General features: G+C 45.8%; 19 protein-coding genes and 1 riboswitch. Of the genes, 16 read left to right on the top strand and 3 right to left on the bottom strand.

All coding sequences use genetic code 11. The annotated features are described in order from the left end of the window. Window positions 1–145: 145 nt before the first annotated feature. The 4 genes from rpmG (at window position 146) to FQV30_RS10270 (ending at window position 3,187) form a co-directional block, all read left to right on the top strand. Window positions 146–295 (top strand): 50S ribosomal protein L33, encoded by a 150-nt coding sequence (gene rpmG, locus FQV30_RS10285; protein WP_146494603.1) that lies wholly within the window; start codon window positions 146–148, stop codon window positions 293–295. A gap of 64 nt (window positions 296–359) precedes the next feature. Beyond that, window positions 360–932: a 5-formyltetrahydrofolate cyclo-ligase gene (locus FQV30_RS10280; RefSeq protein WP_146500065.1), complete on the top strand. Its 573-nt coding sequence runs from the start codon at window positions 360–362 to the stop codon at window positions 930–932. Next, a complete protein-coding gene (locus FQV30_RS10275) occupies window positions 929–1,117 on the top strand; it encodes a YqgQ family protein (protein ID WP_146500064.1) in 189 nt (62 codons plus the stop codon). The genes FQV30_RS10280 and FQV30_RS10275 overlap by 4 nt, the downstream gene beginning before the upstream one ends. 165 nt (window positions 1,118–1,282) lie before the next feature. After that, window positions 1,283–3,187 (top strand): LTA synthase family protein, encoded by a 1,905-nt coding sequence (locus tag FQV30_RS10270; protein WP_146500063.1) that lies wholly within the window; start codon window positions 1,283–1,285, stop codon window positions 3,185–3,187. A 168-nt stretch (window positions 3,188–3,355) separates the two neighbouring features. Here FQV30_RS10270 and FQV30_RS10265 read toward each other — a convergent pair whose 3' ends face one another. Next, window positions 3,356–3,535, bottom strand: coding sequence for a DUF2759 domain-containing protein (locus tag FQV30_RS10265; protein ID WP_146500062.1), 180 nt, complete (start codon window positions 3,533–3,535; stop codon window positions 3,356–3,358). Window positions 3,536–3,690: 155 nt separating this feature from the next. Between FQV30_RS10265 and FQV30_RS10260 the strand changes: the two genes are divergently transcribed. Then, window positions 3,691–4,329, top strand: coding sequence for an MBL fold metallo-hydrolase (locus FQV30_RS10260; protein ID WP_146500061.1), 639 nt, complete (start codon window positions 3,691–3,693; stop codon window positions 4,327–4,329). 56 nt (window positions 4,330–4,385) lie between these two features. Here FQV30_RS10260 and FQV30_RS10255 read toward each other — a convergent pair whose 3' ends face one another. Then, on the bottom strand, window positions 4,386–4,628 hold the full coding sequence (locus tag FQV30_RS10255) for a DUF2626 domain-containing protein (RefSeq protein WP_146494609.1): 243 nt from the start codon (window positions 4,626–4,628) through the stop codon (window positions 4,386–4,388). A gap of 373 nt (window positions 4,629–5,001) precedes the next feature. On the opposite strand from FQV30_RS10255, the gene comGA reads away from it, so the two are divergent. From comGA to FQV30_RS10200, 11 genes are all read left to right on the top strand, one after another. Then, window positions 5,002–6,045 carry a competence type IV pilus ATPase ComGA gene (comGA, locus tag FQV30_RS10250; protein WP_146500060.1) on the top strand — a complete coding sequence of 348 codons (1,044 nt, stop codon included), beginning with the start codon at window positions 5,002–5,004 and terminating at the stop codon, window positions 6,043–6,045. Continuing rightward, window positions 5,999–7,042 carry a competence type IV pilus assembly protein ComGB gene (gene comGB / locus FQV30_RS10245; RefSeq protein ID WP_146500059.1) on the top strand — a complete coding sequence of 348 codons (1,044 nt, stop codon included), beginning with the start codon at window positions 5,999–6,001 and terminating at the stop codon, window positions 7,040–7,042. The genes comGA and comGB overlap by 47 nt, the downstream gene beginning before the upstream one ends. 12 nt (window positions 7,043–7,054) lie before the next feature. Continuing rightward, window positions 7,055–7,372 carry a competence type IV pilus major pilin ComGC gene (gene comGC, locus FQV30_RS10240; protein ID WP_146500058.1) on the top strand — a complete coding sequence of 106 codons (318 nt, stop codon included), beginning with the start codon at window positions 7,055–7,057 and terminating at the stop codon, window positions 7,370–7,372. Then, on the top strand, window positions 7,306–7,797 hold the full coding sequence (gene comGD, locus FQV30_RS10235; RefSeq protein ID WP_370512392.1) for a competence type IV pilus minor pilin ComGD: 492 nt from the start codon (window positions 7,306–7,308) through the stop codon (window positions 7,795–7,797). The genes comGC and comGD overlap by 67 nt, the downstream gene beginning before the upstream one ends. Then, window positions 7,757–8,086, top strand: coding sequence for a hypothetical protein (locus FQV30_RS10230; RefSeq protein ID WP_255473401.1), 330 nt, complete (start codon window positions 7,757–7,759; stop codon window positions 8,084–8,086). Before comGD ends, FQV30_RS10230 begins: the two co-directional genes overlap by 41 nt. Continuing rightward, on the top strand, window positions 8,074–8,508 hold the full coding sequence (gene comGF, locus FQV30_RS10225) for a competence type IV pilus minor pilin ComGF (RefSeq protein ID WP_146500055.1): 435 nt from the start codon (window positions 8,074–8,076) through the stop codon (window positions 8,506–8,508). The genes FQV30_RS10230 and comGF overlap by 13 nt, the downstream gene beginning before the upstream one ends. Before the next feature lie 205 nt (window positions 8,509–8,713). Further along, window positions 8,714–9,226 (top strand): shikimate kinase, encoded by a 513-nt coding sequence (locus tag FQV30_RS10220; RefSeq protein ID WP_146500054.1) that lies wholly within the window; start codon window positions 8,714–8,716, stop codon window positions 9,224–9,226. A 139-nt stretch (window positions 9,227–9,365) separates the two neighbouring features. Beyond that, window positions 9,366–9,457: riboswitch (glycine riboswitch) on the top strand. Between the two features lie 178 nt (window positions 9,458–9,635). Continuing rightward, entirely contained in the window at window positions 9,636–10,745 is a 1,110-nt protein-coding gene (gcvT, locus tag FQV30_RS10215; protein ID WP_146500053.1) for a glycine cleavage system aminomethyltransferase GcvT, read from the top strand. 27 nt (window positions 10,746–10,772) lie between these two features. Continuing rightward, window positions 10,773–12,140: an aminomethyl-transferring glycine dehydrogenase subunit GcvPA gene (gcvPA, locus tag FQV30_RS10210; protein ID WP_146500052.1), complete on the top strand. Its 1,368-nt coding sequence runs from the start codon at window positions 10,773–10,775 to the stop codon at window positions 12,138–12,140. Beyond that, window positions 12,133–13,596, top strand: coding sequence for an aminomethyl-transferring glycine dehydrogenase subunit GcvPB (gcvPB, locus tag FQV30_RS10205; RefSeq protein ID WP_146500051.1), 1,464 nt, complete (start codon window positions 12,133–12,135; stop codon window positions 13,594–13,596). The genes gcvPA and gcvPB overlap by 8 nt, the downstream gene beginning before the upstream one ends. Before the next feature lie 161 nt (window positions 13,597–13,757). Continuing rightward, a complete protein-coding gene (locus tag FQV30_RS10200) occupies window positions 13,758–14,084 on the top strand; it encodes a hypothetical protein (RefSeq protein ID WP_146500050.1) in 327 nt (108 codons plus the stop codon). 255 nt (window positions 14,085–14,339) lie between these two features. Here FQV30_RS10200 and FQV30_RS10195 read toward each other — a convergent pair whose 3' ends face one another. Further along, window positions 14,340–14,723: a rhodanese-like domain-containing protein gene (locus FQV30_RS10195; protein ID WP_146500049.1), complete on the bottom strand. Its 384-nt coding sequence runs from the start codon at window positions 14,721–14,723 to the stop codon at window positions 14,340–14,342. Window positions 14,724–15,082: the final 359 nt, after the last annotated feature.

Genomic DNA, 15,082 nt, shown 5'->3' with positions numbered 1-15,082 from the left:
AATTGCCGGGAACTTTGTTGTTCCAAAAGATTAAAAGTTGAGTTTTCCTGGTAGACTTTGCATTGGAATGTGCTATAATAGTTAAGTCGTATAGATCTATTGCTTAGTATTAACTCGATCTTTGAAAGAATTAGGAGGGATATCGATGCGTGTTAACATCACATTAGCTTGTACAGAATGTAGCGAACGTAACTACAGCACTGTTAAAAATAAGCGCAACAACCCTGAGCGTCTTGAAATGAAAAAATATTGCTCACGTGAACAGAAAATGACTTTACACCGTGAAACGAAGTAATTCATTGCTTGCCAAAACCTGAAAAGGTTTTGGCTTTTTTCTTTCCAAAGGAGTTGTCATACATATGGAAAAAGTCCAACAGCGAAAACGTATATTAGACCAGATGAAGAAAATGGACAAAACCGTTCACCAGGAAAAATCTGCAGCGATCCTCAGCCGATTGCTGGAAGACCCGGCTTTTAAAGCGGCTGACACGATCGGTGTCACCATTTCAGCTTTTCCCGAAGTTGATACGGTACCGTTCATCGAGCATTGCTGGCAAAACGGCAAGCGCATAGCTGTCCCGAAATGCAATCCGCTGACCCGTACAATGGATTTCTATGAGATAGTGAATTTTGATCAGCTCGAAACTGTCTATATGAAACTGAAAGAACCAAAAGTTTCAGAGACTGCATACCTCAGTCCAGAGCAAATCGATATGATGATCGTACCAGGAGTGGTCTTTTCCCGATCCGGCTACCGGATTGGATTTGGCGGCGGCTATTATGACCGGTATTTGTCCAATTACCCCGGAGTGACGCGTTCATTGGCGTTCGACCTGCAAATCGCTGATTCCGTGCCGGTTGAAGTTCATGATGTACCGGTTGAGGGCATATATACTGAGAGTGTTTATTGGAACGGGAAGGTGAGCCGATGAAAAACCTTTATGATGTTATGCAGCTGTTGAAAAGCTACGGCACAGTCATTTATACGGGAGACCGCCAAGCGGATCTCGACTTGATGGAAGATGAAATCAAAGAGCTCTATAAGCAGCAATTTATTTCCGCTAAAGACTTTTCAGCTGCTTTGCTTATTCTGCGACAAAGAAGAAATGAAAAATAGGCATTCTTCGGATCCTGAAACTTTCGGGTAGTTCGTCCGTCTAGATATGGATGCTCTTTTATGATAAGATCATAGACAGTTTAAACCGTTATACTATATAGGACTGTTGCCTTTTAGCAGGATAAAGTGTGAATTTGCAAATTTTGTAGAAGGAGGATGTGCGGGATGTTTAAAAAGGAATGGCCTAAACATTCAATCCTGGCAATCGCAATTATTTCAACATGGCTAAAAACGTATATAGCTTACAAAACCAGTTTTTCGATTACGATTGATAATGTATTGCAAGAATTCATTTTATTTATCAACCCATTAAGTTTGGTGTTATTCGTTTACGGCATTTCGCTTTTCTTCAAGAGTGAAAAAACGAAAAATCGCTATTTGGTGGCAGTTACACTAACTTCATCGGTCATTCTTTATTCCAACGTGGCATTTTACCGGTTTTTCAGTGATTTCATTACATTGCCGGTATTGTTTCAGACGGATAATTTCGGTGATTTAGGGTCAAGTGCGGCTGAAAGCGTTTTTTTGACGGATATTCTCTTTTTTGCTGATGTCATCATTTTGCTGTTTGCCATTAAAATTTTAAAAGTGAATACGGGAACAGTTCAATTAGTCTCGGTTCAGCCGAAAGTTTATTTTATTATGTCGGCAGCGGTATTATTTTTTAATCTTGGCCTTTCCGAAGCAGAGCGTCCCCAATTGCTGACCCGGAGCTTCGACCGGGAAATGCTTGTCAAGAACATCGGCATGTACAATTACCATTTGTACGACCTTTACGTCCAATCGAAATCCCAAGCGCAGCGGGCGCTTGCAGATGGCTCTGAACTTGTGGAAGTAAACAATTACATCCGCTCGAACCAGGCAGAGCCCTCAAAAGATATGTTTGGAATAGCGGAAGGAAGAAACTTGATCGTTGTTTCATTGGAATCGTTGCAGACATTTCCTATCAATAATGAAATGAATGGCGAAACCATCACACCCTTTCTGAATGAATTGACGAAAGATGAAGATACCATCTATTTCCCTAACTTTTACCATCAAACAGGATTGGGAAAAACTTCCGATTCTGAATTTCTGTTCGAAAATTCTTTGTATCCGCTAAGCGGCGGTGCAGTTTTCTTCACGCATAGCGGAAACACGTTCAATTCATTGTCCGAGAAGCTCGGCAGCAAAGGCTACCATACGACAGTTCAGCACCCCAATGCAAAAAGCTTCTGGAACAGGGACATGATGTATGAGTCTTTGGAAATTGACGAGTTTCTGGATATCGGCAGTTTTGAAATCGGCGAAGGCGATGCGGTCAATTGGGGCATGAAGGATATTCCATTCATGGAACAGTCGGTCGGCCACATGGCTGAAATGCCGCAGCCGTTTTATAGCCGTTTGATTACGTTAACCAACCACCATCCGTTCTTTTTGGATGAGGAAGACAAGTTCATCGATGAATACGACTCTGTTTCCGGTACATTGAACCGCTATTTCCAGACAGTGCGATATATGGATGAATCGGTCCAGACCCTATTTGATGAATTGAAAGCGCAGGGCTTGTATGAGAACTCGGTTATTGTCATGTATGGAGACCATTACGGAATTTCCGAAAACCATAACGAAGCGATGCAGCAATATTTGAACAAAGAGATCACGCCATATGAAACAGCGCAGCTTCAGCGCGTACCGCTGTTTGTCCATATACCGGGATATGGGGAAGGGCATGTAGAGGAAGAAGTTGGAGGCCAGATTGACTTGCGTCCGACGGTGCTTCATCTTCTTGGCGTGGAGACGGCAAAAGACATACAATTCGGGGGGGACCTGTTCTCTGAAGAGCATGAGGAGTTTGTCGTATTCCGCGACGGCCGCTTTATCACGGAAGATAGTGTGTATGCCGGAAACCTCTGCTATGACAGGGAAACAGGGGAAGAAAGCGATCCTGCAAAGTGTGAACCGTATATCACTGAAGCATTGGCTGAACTGGATTATTCCGAGTCGATCATCAATGGAGACCTGTTAAGGTTTTATAACGAAGAAGATGGACAATGGCAGCCCAATAGGGAAATGCTGCAAACAGAATAAAAGAGGCCGCCAAAGCGGCCTCTTTTTTGTTTGCATATCTTTGTTCCATAAAATAGCAAAAGAATATTGGAAAGGGAAATGCATCTGACATTGTCCCGGCTTCAGCGGATTTTCAAGCCTTTCCACAAAAAAACCGCCGCCAAAAGGCAACGGTTTTTTCTGTAATGATTAGTGCAAAGATGGCGGATAGCCTTGTGTGATGATCGTAGCAACAGTGAAGGCACCGAAAATCACGAATGTTCCAAAATTAAAAAGAAATCCTAATACTTGTTTTTGCTTAAAGGTTTGAACAGTGCCTACTGCTGCAAAAATCGCAATTAGACCAAAAATAACCATAAGTAGATTCATCTATGACACTCCCTTCAACTTCAACAGCCAGTGCCGTTTTGTACTCTTTATATTGTAATGTCTTTCCTTCGATTTGTCGAGAACTAAAAAGTGTCATTCCGTTGAACAGTGATGCGCCGAAAAGTCATGGTATAATTGGCTTGAGGTGAAAAAGGATGCTGAAAATAGATCAAATGGAACTTGGCCCGGTCCAGACAAATTGTTATATCATATCAAACGATTCCAAGGAATGCCTGATTTTTGATCCTGGCGAAGAAAGCGGCAAGATTTCGGCTTTATTGAAAAAGAAGGGGCTAAAGCCTTTGGCCATTCTTTTGACGCACGCCCATTTTGACCATATCGGCGCAATCGATGAGCTGCGGGAGCAATACCAAATTCCGGTGTATTTGCACCAGCTGGAGAAAGACTGGCTGAGCAGGCCGAATCTTAACGGCTCCGGTAAGTATGCAATGGTTCCGGATTACCGGATGAAAGATGCGGATATACTGCTGAGAGATGAAAAAAGACTGGAGATCGGTTCTTTCAAGATGGACCTTTACCACACACCAGGCCATTCGCCGGGAAGCCTTACGTATTCTTTCGGCCCGGAAGATTTTGCAATCGTCGGAGATACTCTCTTCCGCGGGAGCATTGGGCGCACCGATTTGATTGAAGGATCGGAAGCGAAACTCTTGCATTCGATTCGGGAATCTCTATTGACGCTGCCGGAGCACATGATTTTATATCCCGGGCATGGACCTGAAACAACTCCGTTGCAGGAGAAAAACAACAACCCTTTTTTGCGTGGGATTTGATCAAAGCAAAAAAAAGCGGCCAGAATGGCCGCTTTTTTTGATCGTACAAATTGAAATTAATGTCCAGCACCGGGAATATGGATGAACGTCGTATAATACGTAAAGCCGACGAAGAAAACAGTCAAGTAAGCTCCGAAAATATACAAGTACATGCGTTCCGAAATGTTTAAGTATCCTAGAAGAACAAAAAATCCAGTATTAGCCACCATCAATAATGCCACTTCGTTCATATCGCCAACGTAGAAAAGAACAGCAAAAATTCCTGTCCACCATCCCATTAATTTGAACATCTTATCCATGGGTAATCCCTCCTTTGCCACAACACAATATTCTCTTTATCATTATATAGGCAATAGAGGGAATGTGTAAACAACGAGTTGCCCTTTCTTTGTGACAAACAAGTGTATTGTAGAAAAACTTTTTTGATGAATGCAGAGGGAGTACGATTCAGCTGCTGCCCGTTCAATAGAAAAGAGAAGCGGTTATTCCGGAATGGCCTTTGCGCCAGGCAGAAAAAGGAAGGCACATAAGCCGTTCAAAAATGAGATTTGCCCGTGGAACAAGGGGGCAAATTTTTATTTTGCAGGAAACTATTCCCATTTACTGATGTGCTGGTTATACTATGAGGGAGCAATGACCCCCGCGTTGTTCATATCAAAACAGGAGGTGGCCATGCATTCGATAGTCGAAAAAAGATGTGCCGAACTGCTGCATGCAGCGGCGGACGCCAGTACGACAGATATTCATATCAAACCTGATTCTACCGGCTACAGCGTTTCTTTCCGCTCTTTCCAACATTTGCGGCAAGTAATGACAATCCCCCTTGACTTAGGCGATCGCATGATTGCTTATTTCAAATACCTTTCCCTTCTAGACATGAGTGAAAAACGAAAACCCCAAACCGGCTCATTTCATCTTCCAATCCATCAACATCCTTATTATTTCAGAATATCGACGCTGCCTTCCGTTTTGACAAGAGAAAGCATCGTCATCCGGGTGATTCCGGACAAAGCGGCACAATCGATTCATCAGCTGGCGGCTTTTCGCGACTCGGCGCGCCTGCTTGAGAAATTGGCCGAAGCGCCGCAAGGGCTGATCCTTTTGACCGGACCGACCGGGTGCGGCAAGTCGACGACGCTTTATTCCTTGTTGAAGCACTGCGCCGAAACCTTGAACCGCAACATCATTACGCTGGAAGATCCTGTGGAGCGGAAAAACCAGTCCATGCTGCAAATTCAAGTGAACGAAAAAGCGGGCCTGACGTACGCCGCGGGCTTGAAAGCGATTTTGCGCCATGACCCGGACATTATCATGATCGGCGAAATCCGCGACGCTGACACGGCGCAAATTGCCGTGCGGGCTGCGCTTACTGGCCATCTGGTGTTTTCAACGATCCATGCCCGGCACTCGGTCGGGTGCCTGCATAGGCTGTTTGATCTCGGCATTTCCTATGAAGATATGGCTCAAACGCTGATTGCCATTTCCGCACAGCGCATTGTTCCGGTGTTTCCGGAAATGGGCCATCAAACTGCCGCACACCGTGCACTGTACGAAATTCTTTACGGAGAACGGCTCAGTGAAGCACTCCAATCAGCCAAAGACCGAAAAGCTTATGAGTTGCCCGAACCTCTGACTTTTGGCGGGCAGATCCGGGAAGGAGTGAAAATAGGTGCGATTGAAGCTTCCTGCGCGCTCAAACCGGATTTTCCTGTATGACCGCGATCATTTTCTGTCGAGGCTGGCGGTTCTGATGAAAGAAGGATATTTGCTCCCGACAGCTTTGACGCTTCTTTTGCCGCTGCATACGAAAAAAGTGGATGAAGCTATGGGCGGCATGGCCGCCATATTCAAAAGCGGAGGAAATGCAGCAGAAATTTTCGGTTTCTTGGGTTTTAAAAGCCAAGTGCTACTGCCGGTCGAAATAGCTGAACATCATGGCCGCCTTGCCGAAGCCATTCACAGCATTGCAAAAAGCTATGCGCGCACCGAAAATGTACAAAAAAAAATAAAGGCTTTGCTGATTTATCCTGTCTCTCTGTTGGTTTTCACATCCATCCTGTTTCTGTTTTTCCGGACCAGTTATGTTCCGAATTTAACCGGGTTGATGGAGTCGATGCAATCGGGAAAAGAAGCGGACCATGTCCCTGAATACTTGCTCAAGCTCCCTGATTTCTTTATTTCTGTGTTTGCGGTTTGCGCATCCGGTGCGTTCGCCTTTATCAGGCTGCTGAAAAAGCAGTCCGCCGCCAAACAGATCCAGTGGATATTGGCGGTGCCGGTCCTTCGGAAGTTCATGAAACTCTATTGGTCGCATTTGTTTGCCCGTGAGCTGGGCGCGCTGCTTTATAGCGGCATCTCGATCCAGGAGTCGCTCAATTTGCTGAAAACCCAAAATCACCATCCGGTTATTGAATTCATGTCAAATGGCGCACAGGAAGAAATCCAGTTAGGCCAGCCGCTCTCGGTTGCGCTGTCACGTTTCGGATTTTTGGCCGATGATATGCCCGCATTTGTCGGGCATGGAGAAATGACGGGCTATTTAGGAAAAGAGTTGATCCTCTACAGTGAAGTGCTTATGGAACGGATCGAACTGAAAACACAGCAATGGCTTCGGGTGATTCAGCCAGCTTTTTTCCTGATGATTGCCGTTTGCATCATCGGCGCATATTTAGCGATTTTATTGCCAATGTATAACTTGGTCCAAACAATTTAAGGGGGAATCACAATGCGTCTACTGAAAAACCAAAGAGGCTTTACGCTGATTGAAATGCTCATTGTCATGCTCATCATCACTGTATTGATTGCAATTGCAATCCCGAATGTCGCCAAGCAAACAACTGCGGTTGACACGAAGGGATGCAAAGCGTTCGTGCAAATGGTCCAAGGGCAAGTCGAATCGTACCGCATGGACGAAAAAGCGGTTCCGACAATCGAAAACTTGGTGACTGAAGGTTATTTGAAGACAAACGAAACCAACTGCCCGAACGGCGACTTGGTGGAAATTTCAACGGACGGTATCGTATCATCCAGAAAACCGGCTTAGGCAAAGCCGGCTTTACGCTGATCGAAATGCTGCTCGTATTATCGGTCTTGATGACCGTCGCCGCCATCGCCGTTCCCGCTTACTGGACATATGAAGAAAGGCGGGAAGAAGAGCGGTTTTTCGGATTGCTTCTCCATGACATTTATTATGCACAAAGCGAAAGCTATCGATTAGAACGCGCAACGATGGTGGTCTTCCGTGAAGGAAGCCACTCATATGAAGTGGCAGCCGATATTTTGCTGCCGCCTCTTGTCCGGAAGCTGCCCGAATCAGTGGAATTGAAAAAGACGAGCAACCTTAACGAAATATACTTTGGGGCCAACGGTTCAGTCTCAAAGTCGGGGACGATGCGTTTTGAAACAAGTACAGGTGAACGCACATTGATTGTCTATCTTGGCAAAGGGAGAGTGGTTCTTTCTGAATGAAAAAGGGATATCGTGGGCTGAGACGATGTTGAGCCTGGCGATGGTGTTTTTGCTTTTTGGCAGTCTGCTCCCTGTTCTTCAAGGGATGCACGAAAAGCTTCAGCTGAAAAGGGAGCGTGCCACCGCTTTTGAGACCATGTTTGAGGGCGCAGTGCAGATGCAGTCGGAGAGCGCCCTTCGGGGGATGAGAACAGTCAACGGCACCGTTTACCATTGGCAGATGGAAAGGCATATGTGTGTCAGCTACGACAATTATCAAGGGGAGCCGCAAGTGATATGCCTCGAGTAGCAAAAGATGAAAGAGGATTTGCATTTTTTGGTTCGCTGGTGGATTTGATGGTATTGATGCTCCTTTTGCCGCTCATTGCGCTTTTTTTCAGCTTTGCCGTTTCTTTTTCCGAATCTCTCGACCCGAAAATACTTGAATGGCAACTGTTTGCCGAAGAACTGAAAGTTTATTTGCGAGGGGTTGATTCAATTGCGGAAATCAATAATGGAGGAGGCATACGCATCAGCCGGAACGGGGAGGAATACGATATTGAAAGCTACCCGCAGCTGATCCGGAAACAAAAATTCCGCCAAGGCCATGAACCGATGCTCACCGGTGTAGAAAGCTGTTCTTTCCGTATCGATGGCACAAAATTAATCGTTCATGCAAAATTTTTGAACGGTTCCACGGAAGAGGCAGAGTATGTTCTCACGAACCCTTAAAAGCGAGCGAGGCGCCTTGTATCCTATTGCCATCGTCTTTTTTCTGTCGGCTCTTGTTCTGTTGTCCCACAGTCTGGTGTTATATTCTATTCATTACAAGGCATACGATGGATTGGAAAATAAGCACAGACATGCTACGATACAACTACTAAAGGAAATCGAAGAAAATACATTACCTGAGTAGAAGAGAGTGTCGGGTGGGAACATGAAGAGAATTTATTTAATCGGGTTTATGGGCTGCGGTAAAAGTGCCATCGGGAGAAGGCTGAGTTTTCTATTGAAAGTGCCTTTTTACGATATGGACAAAGAAATTGTGCGGCAAACAGGAATGACGATACCGGACATCTTTGAAAAGTTTGGGGAAAATCATTTCCGTGAGCTGGAAACGGAATTTTTAAGGGATTTTCACGAAGAATACTGCATCATTTCGACGGGCGGCGGCACGACGATGCGGAAAATCAACCGCAGGATTATGCGTGAAACAGGCCTCGTGCTGTTTCTTGATGCCCCTTTCAGAGAAATATGGAGAAGAATCCACAAGGATGCGAACCGGCCGATCGTCAAAAGATCGACCAGGGAAGAGATAGAGGCGCTGTATAAATCGCGCTATCCGCATTATAAGGCGGCAGCGCATATTACCATCCGGACAGAATACCGGACGCTGCGCCAAATAACCCAATATGCTGCATTTCAAGTCATTCGCCTAAAAGGCGAATGATTTTTCTTTTATCAGTAGGTAAAGTTCGCCTTTAAAGTGGATGCTTAAATTTGATTGCGCTTACCGCTGAATAATGTTAGGATATAGACGAAGTTATACGTTTGTATAGCGGTTTGGACCAATCGATTCGGTTGGGCGGATGAGTGCACGGGGAGAGCACGCGAAAGCGTCGCCGAAGGAGCAAGTAACGGTAGTTATGAATCTCTCAGGCAAAAAGACTCGGGCAGGACGCATCTCTGGAGAACGCTGCGCGGCAGCTACCAAAGAGGAAAGCCATTTATGGTAAACTTTCAGGTTCCAGGACAGAGATTTCCCTTACAAGGGAAATCTCTGTCCTTTTTTCGTTCAACTTGCTGAACGGACAACCGCCCAGCTATTTAATGGAGTTTGATACTGAGGAGGAACATTCATGGAACAACTAAAACAACTTAAACGCACTCCTCTTTTTGAGGCATACGCTCAGTATGGCGGAAAAACGATTGATTTTGGCGGCTGGGAATTGCCTGTGCAATTTTCGAGCATCAAAGAAGAACATGAAGCAGTACGTACAAGAGCTGGTCTTTTTGACGTTTCCCATATGGGAGAAATCCTTGTTGAAGGGCCGGACAGTTTGGCTTACCTGCAGCACCTCGTAACAAACGACGTTTCCAAAATCAAAGACGGCCAGGCCCAATACACCGCAATGTGTTATGAAGATGGCGGCACTGTGGATGATCTTCTGGTTTATAGGATCGATGAAACCCGCTTTATGCTTGTGGTCAACGCATCAAACATCGAAAAGGATTTTGACTGGATGCAAAAAGCGGTATCGGGCGATGTCCAACTGCAGAATGTCTCCGAACAATTTGGCCTGTTGGCATTCCAAGGGCCATTGGCGGCAAAAGTGCTGCAGCGCATGACCGATGAAGACTTGTCCCAGATCCGTCCGTTCCGCTTCAAAGAAAGTGTAGCGGTTGCCGGGCATTCGGTCCTTTTATCCCGTACTGGATATACAGGGGAAGACGGTTTTGAAATCTATGCGAACCCGGAAGACACGAAAGCGCTATGGGATAAAATTCTGGCTGAAGGAAAAGAAGACGGCGTTTTGCCGGTAGGGCTCGGAGCACGCGACACATTGCGCTTTGAAGCATGCCTCGCGCTTTATGGCCAAGAATTGTCAAAAGATATCTCCCCTCTTGAAGCAGGCATCAATTTTGTTGTGAAATTGCAAAAAGAAGAAAACTTTATCGGCAAAGAAGCGCTCGCTTCGCAGAAGGAAAACGGTGTGCCGCGCAAATTGGCAGGAATTGAAATGATCGACAAAGGCATTCCGCGCCATGGCTATCCGGTTTATATCGGCGATCAAAAAATCGGGGAAGTGACAACAGGCACCCAATCCCCTACATTGAAGAAAAACATCGGCCTGGCGCTCCTTTCAAGCGAAGACGCCGAACTTGATACAGAAGTCGAAGTCGAGATTCGCGGCAAGCGATTGAAAGCAAAAACCATCCAAACGCCATTTTATAAACGCTCCAACTAAACTAATTTGAAAAGGGGACAGCACTCGATGAAACATCGCTATTTACCAATGACGTCTCAAGACGAAAAAGAAATGCTGGATGCAATTGGCATTCAGTCAATCGATGAATTGTTTGCCGATATACCGGAGAAGGTCCGTTTCAAAGGCGAATACAACATCAAGCCTGCAAAGTCTGAATCTTCACTTACAAAAGAGTTGGCTCAGTTGGCTGCGAAAAATGCCGATACGAACCGTTTTGCTTCATTTTTAGGGGCGGGTGTCTATGACCACTACAAGCCGATCATCGTAGACCATGTTATTTCCCGTTCGGAATTCTATACGGCGTATACGCCTTACCAGCCGGAAATCTCCCAAGGCGAATTGCAGGCGATTTTTGAATTCCAGACCATGATCAGTGAGCTTACCGGCATGGATTTGGCAAACTCCTCAATGTATGACGGCGGAACGGCATTGGCCGAAGCGGGAATGCTGGCAGCCGGCCATACGCGCCGCAAGAAAATCCTTGTTTCCCGTGCAGTCCACCCTGAATCCCGTGACGTTGTCCGCACATATGCACTGGGCCAATCCATTGAAGTGGAAGAAATTCCATTGAAAGATGGCCATACCGATTTAGAAGCGCTAAAAGAAATGATCAATGAAAATGTAGCTGCTGTCATGATCCAATACCCGAACTTTTTCGGGCAAGTGGAAAACTTGAAAGAATTGGAGCCAGTCATTCATGGAGCAGGCGCTTTGTTCGCAGTTTCTGCCAACCCGCTCGCACTGGGCGCATTGACGCCTCCAGGCAAGCTTGGAGCGGACATTACGGTCGGCGATGCACAGCCATTCGGTATTGCCGAAGCGTTCGGTGGGCCGCATTGCGGATATTTCGCCGTGACCAAAGCTTTGATGCGCAAAGTTCCAGGCCGATTGGTCGGAGAAACGACGGATGAAGACGGGCGCCGCGGTTTCGTGTTGACGCTGCAAGCGCGCGAACAGCATATCCGCCGCGACAAAGCGACTTCGAACATCTGCTCGAACCAAGCGTTGAATGCCCTTGCGGCATCTGTGGCCATGACGGCCCTTGGAAAAGTGGGCACAAAAGAAATGGCTATCCAAAATATCACAAAAACCCATTACATGAAGCAGCAATTGAAAAAAGCCGGTTTTGATGTTGCTTTTGAAGGCGCTCATTTCAATGAAATCGTCGTCAAGGTAAATTCACCTGTCCGTGAACTGAATGCCGCATTATTGGAGCAAGGCATCATCGGCGGCTATGACCTTGGCCGCAGCTATGAAGAATTTGCCGGACATGTGTTAGTTGCTGTGACAGAACAGCGGACAAAAGAAGAAATCGATGCATTTGTGCAGGTTTTGGCTGCGGCAGTGCAGAAAGTGGGGGCTACTCATGCATAAAGACAATCAACCGCTCATTTTTGAAATGACAAAAGAAGGCCGCGTTGGCTATAGCTTGCCGACCCTTGATGTACCTGAAATCGATTTGACCCAAGTTTTGCCGCAAGATTTAGTGCGTGAAGAAGCGGCTGGCCTGCCGGAAGTTTCTGAACTCGATATTATGCGCCATTATACGGCTTTGTCAAAACGCAACCATGGCGTCGATTCCGGATTCTATCCGCTTGGATCGTGCACGATGAAATACAATCCGAAAATCAACGAAACGGTAGCGCGTTTCCCGGGATTCGCCAACATCCACCCGCTGCAGGATGAATCGACTGTACAGGGCGCGATGGAACTGCTGTTTGATTTGCAGGAGCATTTGAAAGAAATCACGGGCATGGATGAAGTGACTCTGCAGCCGGCTGCAGGCGCACACGGTGAGTGGACAGGCCTTATGATGATCCGCGCTTACCACGAAGCAAGAGGCGACATGAACCGTACAAAAGTTATCGTTCCCGATTCCGCACATGGCACCAATCCTGCCTCTGCCACGGTAGCTGGTTTTGAAACGATTACGGTGAAATCGAACGAACAAGGTTTGGTCGATCTGGAAGATTTGAAGCGCGTGGTCGGTCCTGACACAGCCGCTTTGATGCTGACTAATCCGAACACGCTTGGCCTTTTCGAAGAGCAAATCCTTGAAATGGCTGCCATCATCCACGAAGTGGGCGGCAAATTGTATTATGACGGCGCCAACTTGAATGCGGTTATGTCAAAAGCTCGTCCGGGAGACATGGGCTTTGATGTGGTCCACTTGAACTTGCACAAAACGTTCACTGGCCCTCATGGCGGCGGCGGACCTGGATCTGGTCCGGTTGGCGTGAAAAAAGATTTGATTCCTTATCTGCCAAAACCGGTTTTAGTAAAAACGGCAGAAGGATTGACGTTCGAATACGACCGTCCAGAATCGATCGGACGAGTCAAACCATTCTATGGAAACTTCGGCATCAACGTCCGAGCTTATACGTATATCCGTTCCATGGGGCCGGACGGCTTAAAAGCGGTAACGGAATACGCTGTGTTGAACGCTAACTACATGATGCGCAGGCTGGCGCCTCATTTCGATTTGCCGTATGACCGCCACTGCAAGCACGAATTCGTTCTTAGCGGCCGCCGCCAGAAAAAATTAGGCGTGCGGACCCTGGATATGGCAAAACGGTTGCTGGACTTTGGCTACCACCCGCCAACAATCTACTTCCCGCTGAATGTTGAAGAAGGCATGATGATCGAGCCGACTGAAACAGAATCCAAGGAAACATTGGATGCGTTTATCGATGCGATGATCCAGATCGCCAAAGAAGTAGAAGACAATCCGGAGATTGTCCAAAATGCACCGCATACAACGGTCATCAGCCGTCTGGATGAAGCGAAAGCTGCACGGAAACCGGTATTGCGCTACACGAAAGCTGAATAAGAGAAGGCAAAAAGGCGCCCCACGAAAGATTTTGGGGCGCCTTTTTTCAATTTTACAGAAAATATGATAAAGTTTGATTTATTTGAGCGTTTTTGTTGCAAATAGAACATAGGTTCTGATATATTAAAAGTGTACACACTATGGGAAAGAGGTGGATTTCGATGGTGCTTGCAATCAATGAAGTGAATGGGTTCGAAAAAGGAAAGCGATATACCAAGAATTTGGAGTTTTCATCTTGTTTTAAAAATGGCAAACTTCGTGTGGTTGCTTTGACAGATGCAGACGACAATACGTTCTACTGGACAACGACCGAAGACTCCGCTGATTATCAAAACTTCCGGCTTAAAGCTACATACTCATTTGTGGTAAGCTACATCTCCACAGTATTCGATCCCGCCAATCCCAAAGTCAATATTGCGGAATTGGAAGAGGTAGTGGCCGCGAATATGAAATTGAAACATATTGAACGATATAGATTGAAGGCTTGAATAATATATTGAAAGATACAGACTCTGGCGATGTCAGGGTCTTTTTTTGTCCTGTTTTTGGATTCGTTTGTTGTTCCGGAAGGTTTTCCCTGCATAGACCAAAAGAACATTGTTATAAAATACTAAAATCAAAAACAAATATTTCAAAACAATGTTTTTTTCTTTCGATAACGAATTCTCCGCTCTGCGTTATGGCTGATATGACTGCGTGAGGGCAGAGAAAAAGCCCTCCCGTTATGGAAAGGCTCTGCGTACTTATGATTTGGATTTGATTTTGCCGGTCCATTGCTTGAACCCGCCTTGCAGTTGATAGAGCTGGTTATAGCCTTTTTTCTTCAGGAAAAGTGCAACGCGTCCGCTGCGTGCTCCGTTTTGATCGTATAAATACACCGGCTTGTCAGCCCGGATTTCTTTATAGCGCTGGCGCAATTGAGTTTGAGGAATGTTGCGGGCCCCTAAAATGTGGCCAGCAGCGAAGTCTTTCGCTTCCCGGACATCGATTAGCTGAGCTTTTCGGTAGCCTTCGATAAATTGTTCTTGGTTAAGAGTTGTAACAGCTTTCTTGACGCGGAAATAGGAGATCAACGCAAATATGACCACTACAAGCAAAGCAATTAAAATGCTGTACAGAAAATCCAATGTTCTTGCCCCTTTCTATTCTCTCTTCATTATAAAAGAAGGGGCATCGGTTATTCAATGGCTTTGTTGCACTTAATGCAGAATTTGGGGGCAATCCTGTGAATTCAATCTCTATTCCTCATAAAATATGCATACCGATGAAAGTGTATAATAAAAATAATATGTAAACATAAATATCGCCCGAAGCAGTTTTAAAAGGAAAATAGTGGAGCTGTTCAAGCCTTTTGGATCATTTTGGAGCGGGGGAACAAAGCCGAACCCTTGGTGCCAAAAGCTTTTGCTGAACCGGAGATAACCTGTACATAAATTTGCCGTTTCAAAAAGTTTCAATATATAGTATCATGGGAACTGTAGAAATA

This window comes from Planomicrobium sp. CPCC 101110, assembly GCF_007859395.1.
Taxonomy (GTDB): Bacteria; Bacillota; Bacilli; order Bacillales_A; family Planococcaceae; genus Planococcus.
The sequence above is the reverse complement of the archived record's forward strand: the minus strand, read 5'-3'. Positions and strand labels throughout refer to the sequence as shown.

Coding starts and splice junctions, on each gene's coding strand:
- rpmG (WP_146494603.1), top strand. CDS start 146: ATGCGTGTTAACATCACATTAGCTTGTACAGAATGTAGCGAACGTAAC.
- FQV30_RS10280 (WP_146500065.1), top strand. CDS start 360: ATGGAAAAAGTCCAACAGCGAAAACGTATATTAGACCAGATGAAGAAA.
- FQV30_RS10275 (WP_146500064.1), top strand. CDS start 929: ATGAAAAACCTTTATGATGTTATGCAGCTGTTGAAAAGCTACGGCACA.
- FQV30_RS10270 (WP_146500063.1), top strand. CDS start 1,283: ATGTTTAAAAAGGAATGGCCTAAACATTCAATCCTGGCAATCGCAATT.
- FQV30_RS10265 (WP_146500062.1), bottom strand. CDS start 3,535: ATGAATCTACTTATGGTTATTTTTGGTCTAATTGCGATTTTTGCAGCA.
- FQV30_RS10260 (WP_146500061.1), top strand. CDS start 3,691: ATGCTGAAAATAGATCAAATGGAACTTGGCCCGGTCCAGACAAATTGT.
- FQV30_RS10255 (WP_146494609.1), bottom strand. CDS start 4,628: ATGGATAAGATGTTCAAATTAATGGGATGGTGGACAGGAATTTTTGCT.
- comGA (WP_146500060.1), top strand. CDS start 5,002: ATGCATTCGATAGTCGAAAAAAGATGTGCCGAACTGCTGCATGCAGCG.
- comGC (WP_146500058.1), top strand. CDS start 7,055: ATGCGTCTACTGAAAAACCAAAGAGGCTTTACGCTGATTGAAATGCTC.
- comGF (WP_146500055.1), top strand. CDS start 8,074: ATGCCTCGAGTAGCAAAAGATGAAAGAGGATTTGCATTTTTTGGTTCG.
- FQV30_RS10220 (WP_146500054.1), top strand. CDS start 8,714: ATGAAGAGAATTTATTTAATCGGGTTTATGGGCTGCGGTAAAAGTGCC.
- gcvT (WP_146500053.1), top strand. CDS start 9,636: ATGGAACAACTAAAACAACTTAAACGCACTCCTCTTTTTGAGGCATAC.
- gcvPA (WP_146500052.1), top strand. CDS start 10,773: ATGAAACATCGCTATTTACCAATGACGTCTCAAGACGAAAAAGAAATG.
- gcvPB (WP_146500051.1), top strand. CDS start 12,133: ATGCATAAAGACAATCAACCGCTCATTTTTGAAATGACAAAAGAAGGC.
- FQV30_RS10200 (WP_146500050.1), top strand. CDS start 13,758: ATGGTGCTTGCAATCAATGAAGTGAATGGGTTCGAAAAAGGAAAGCGA.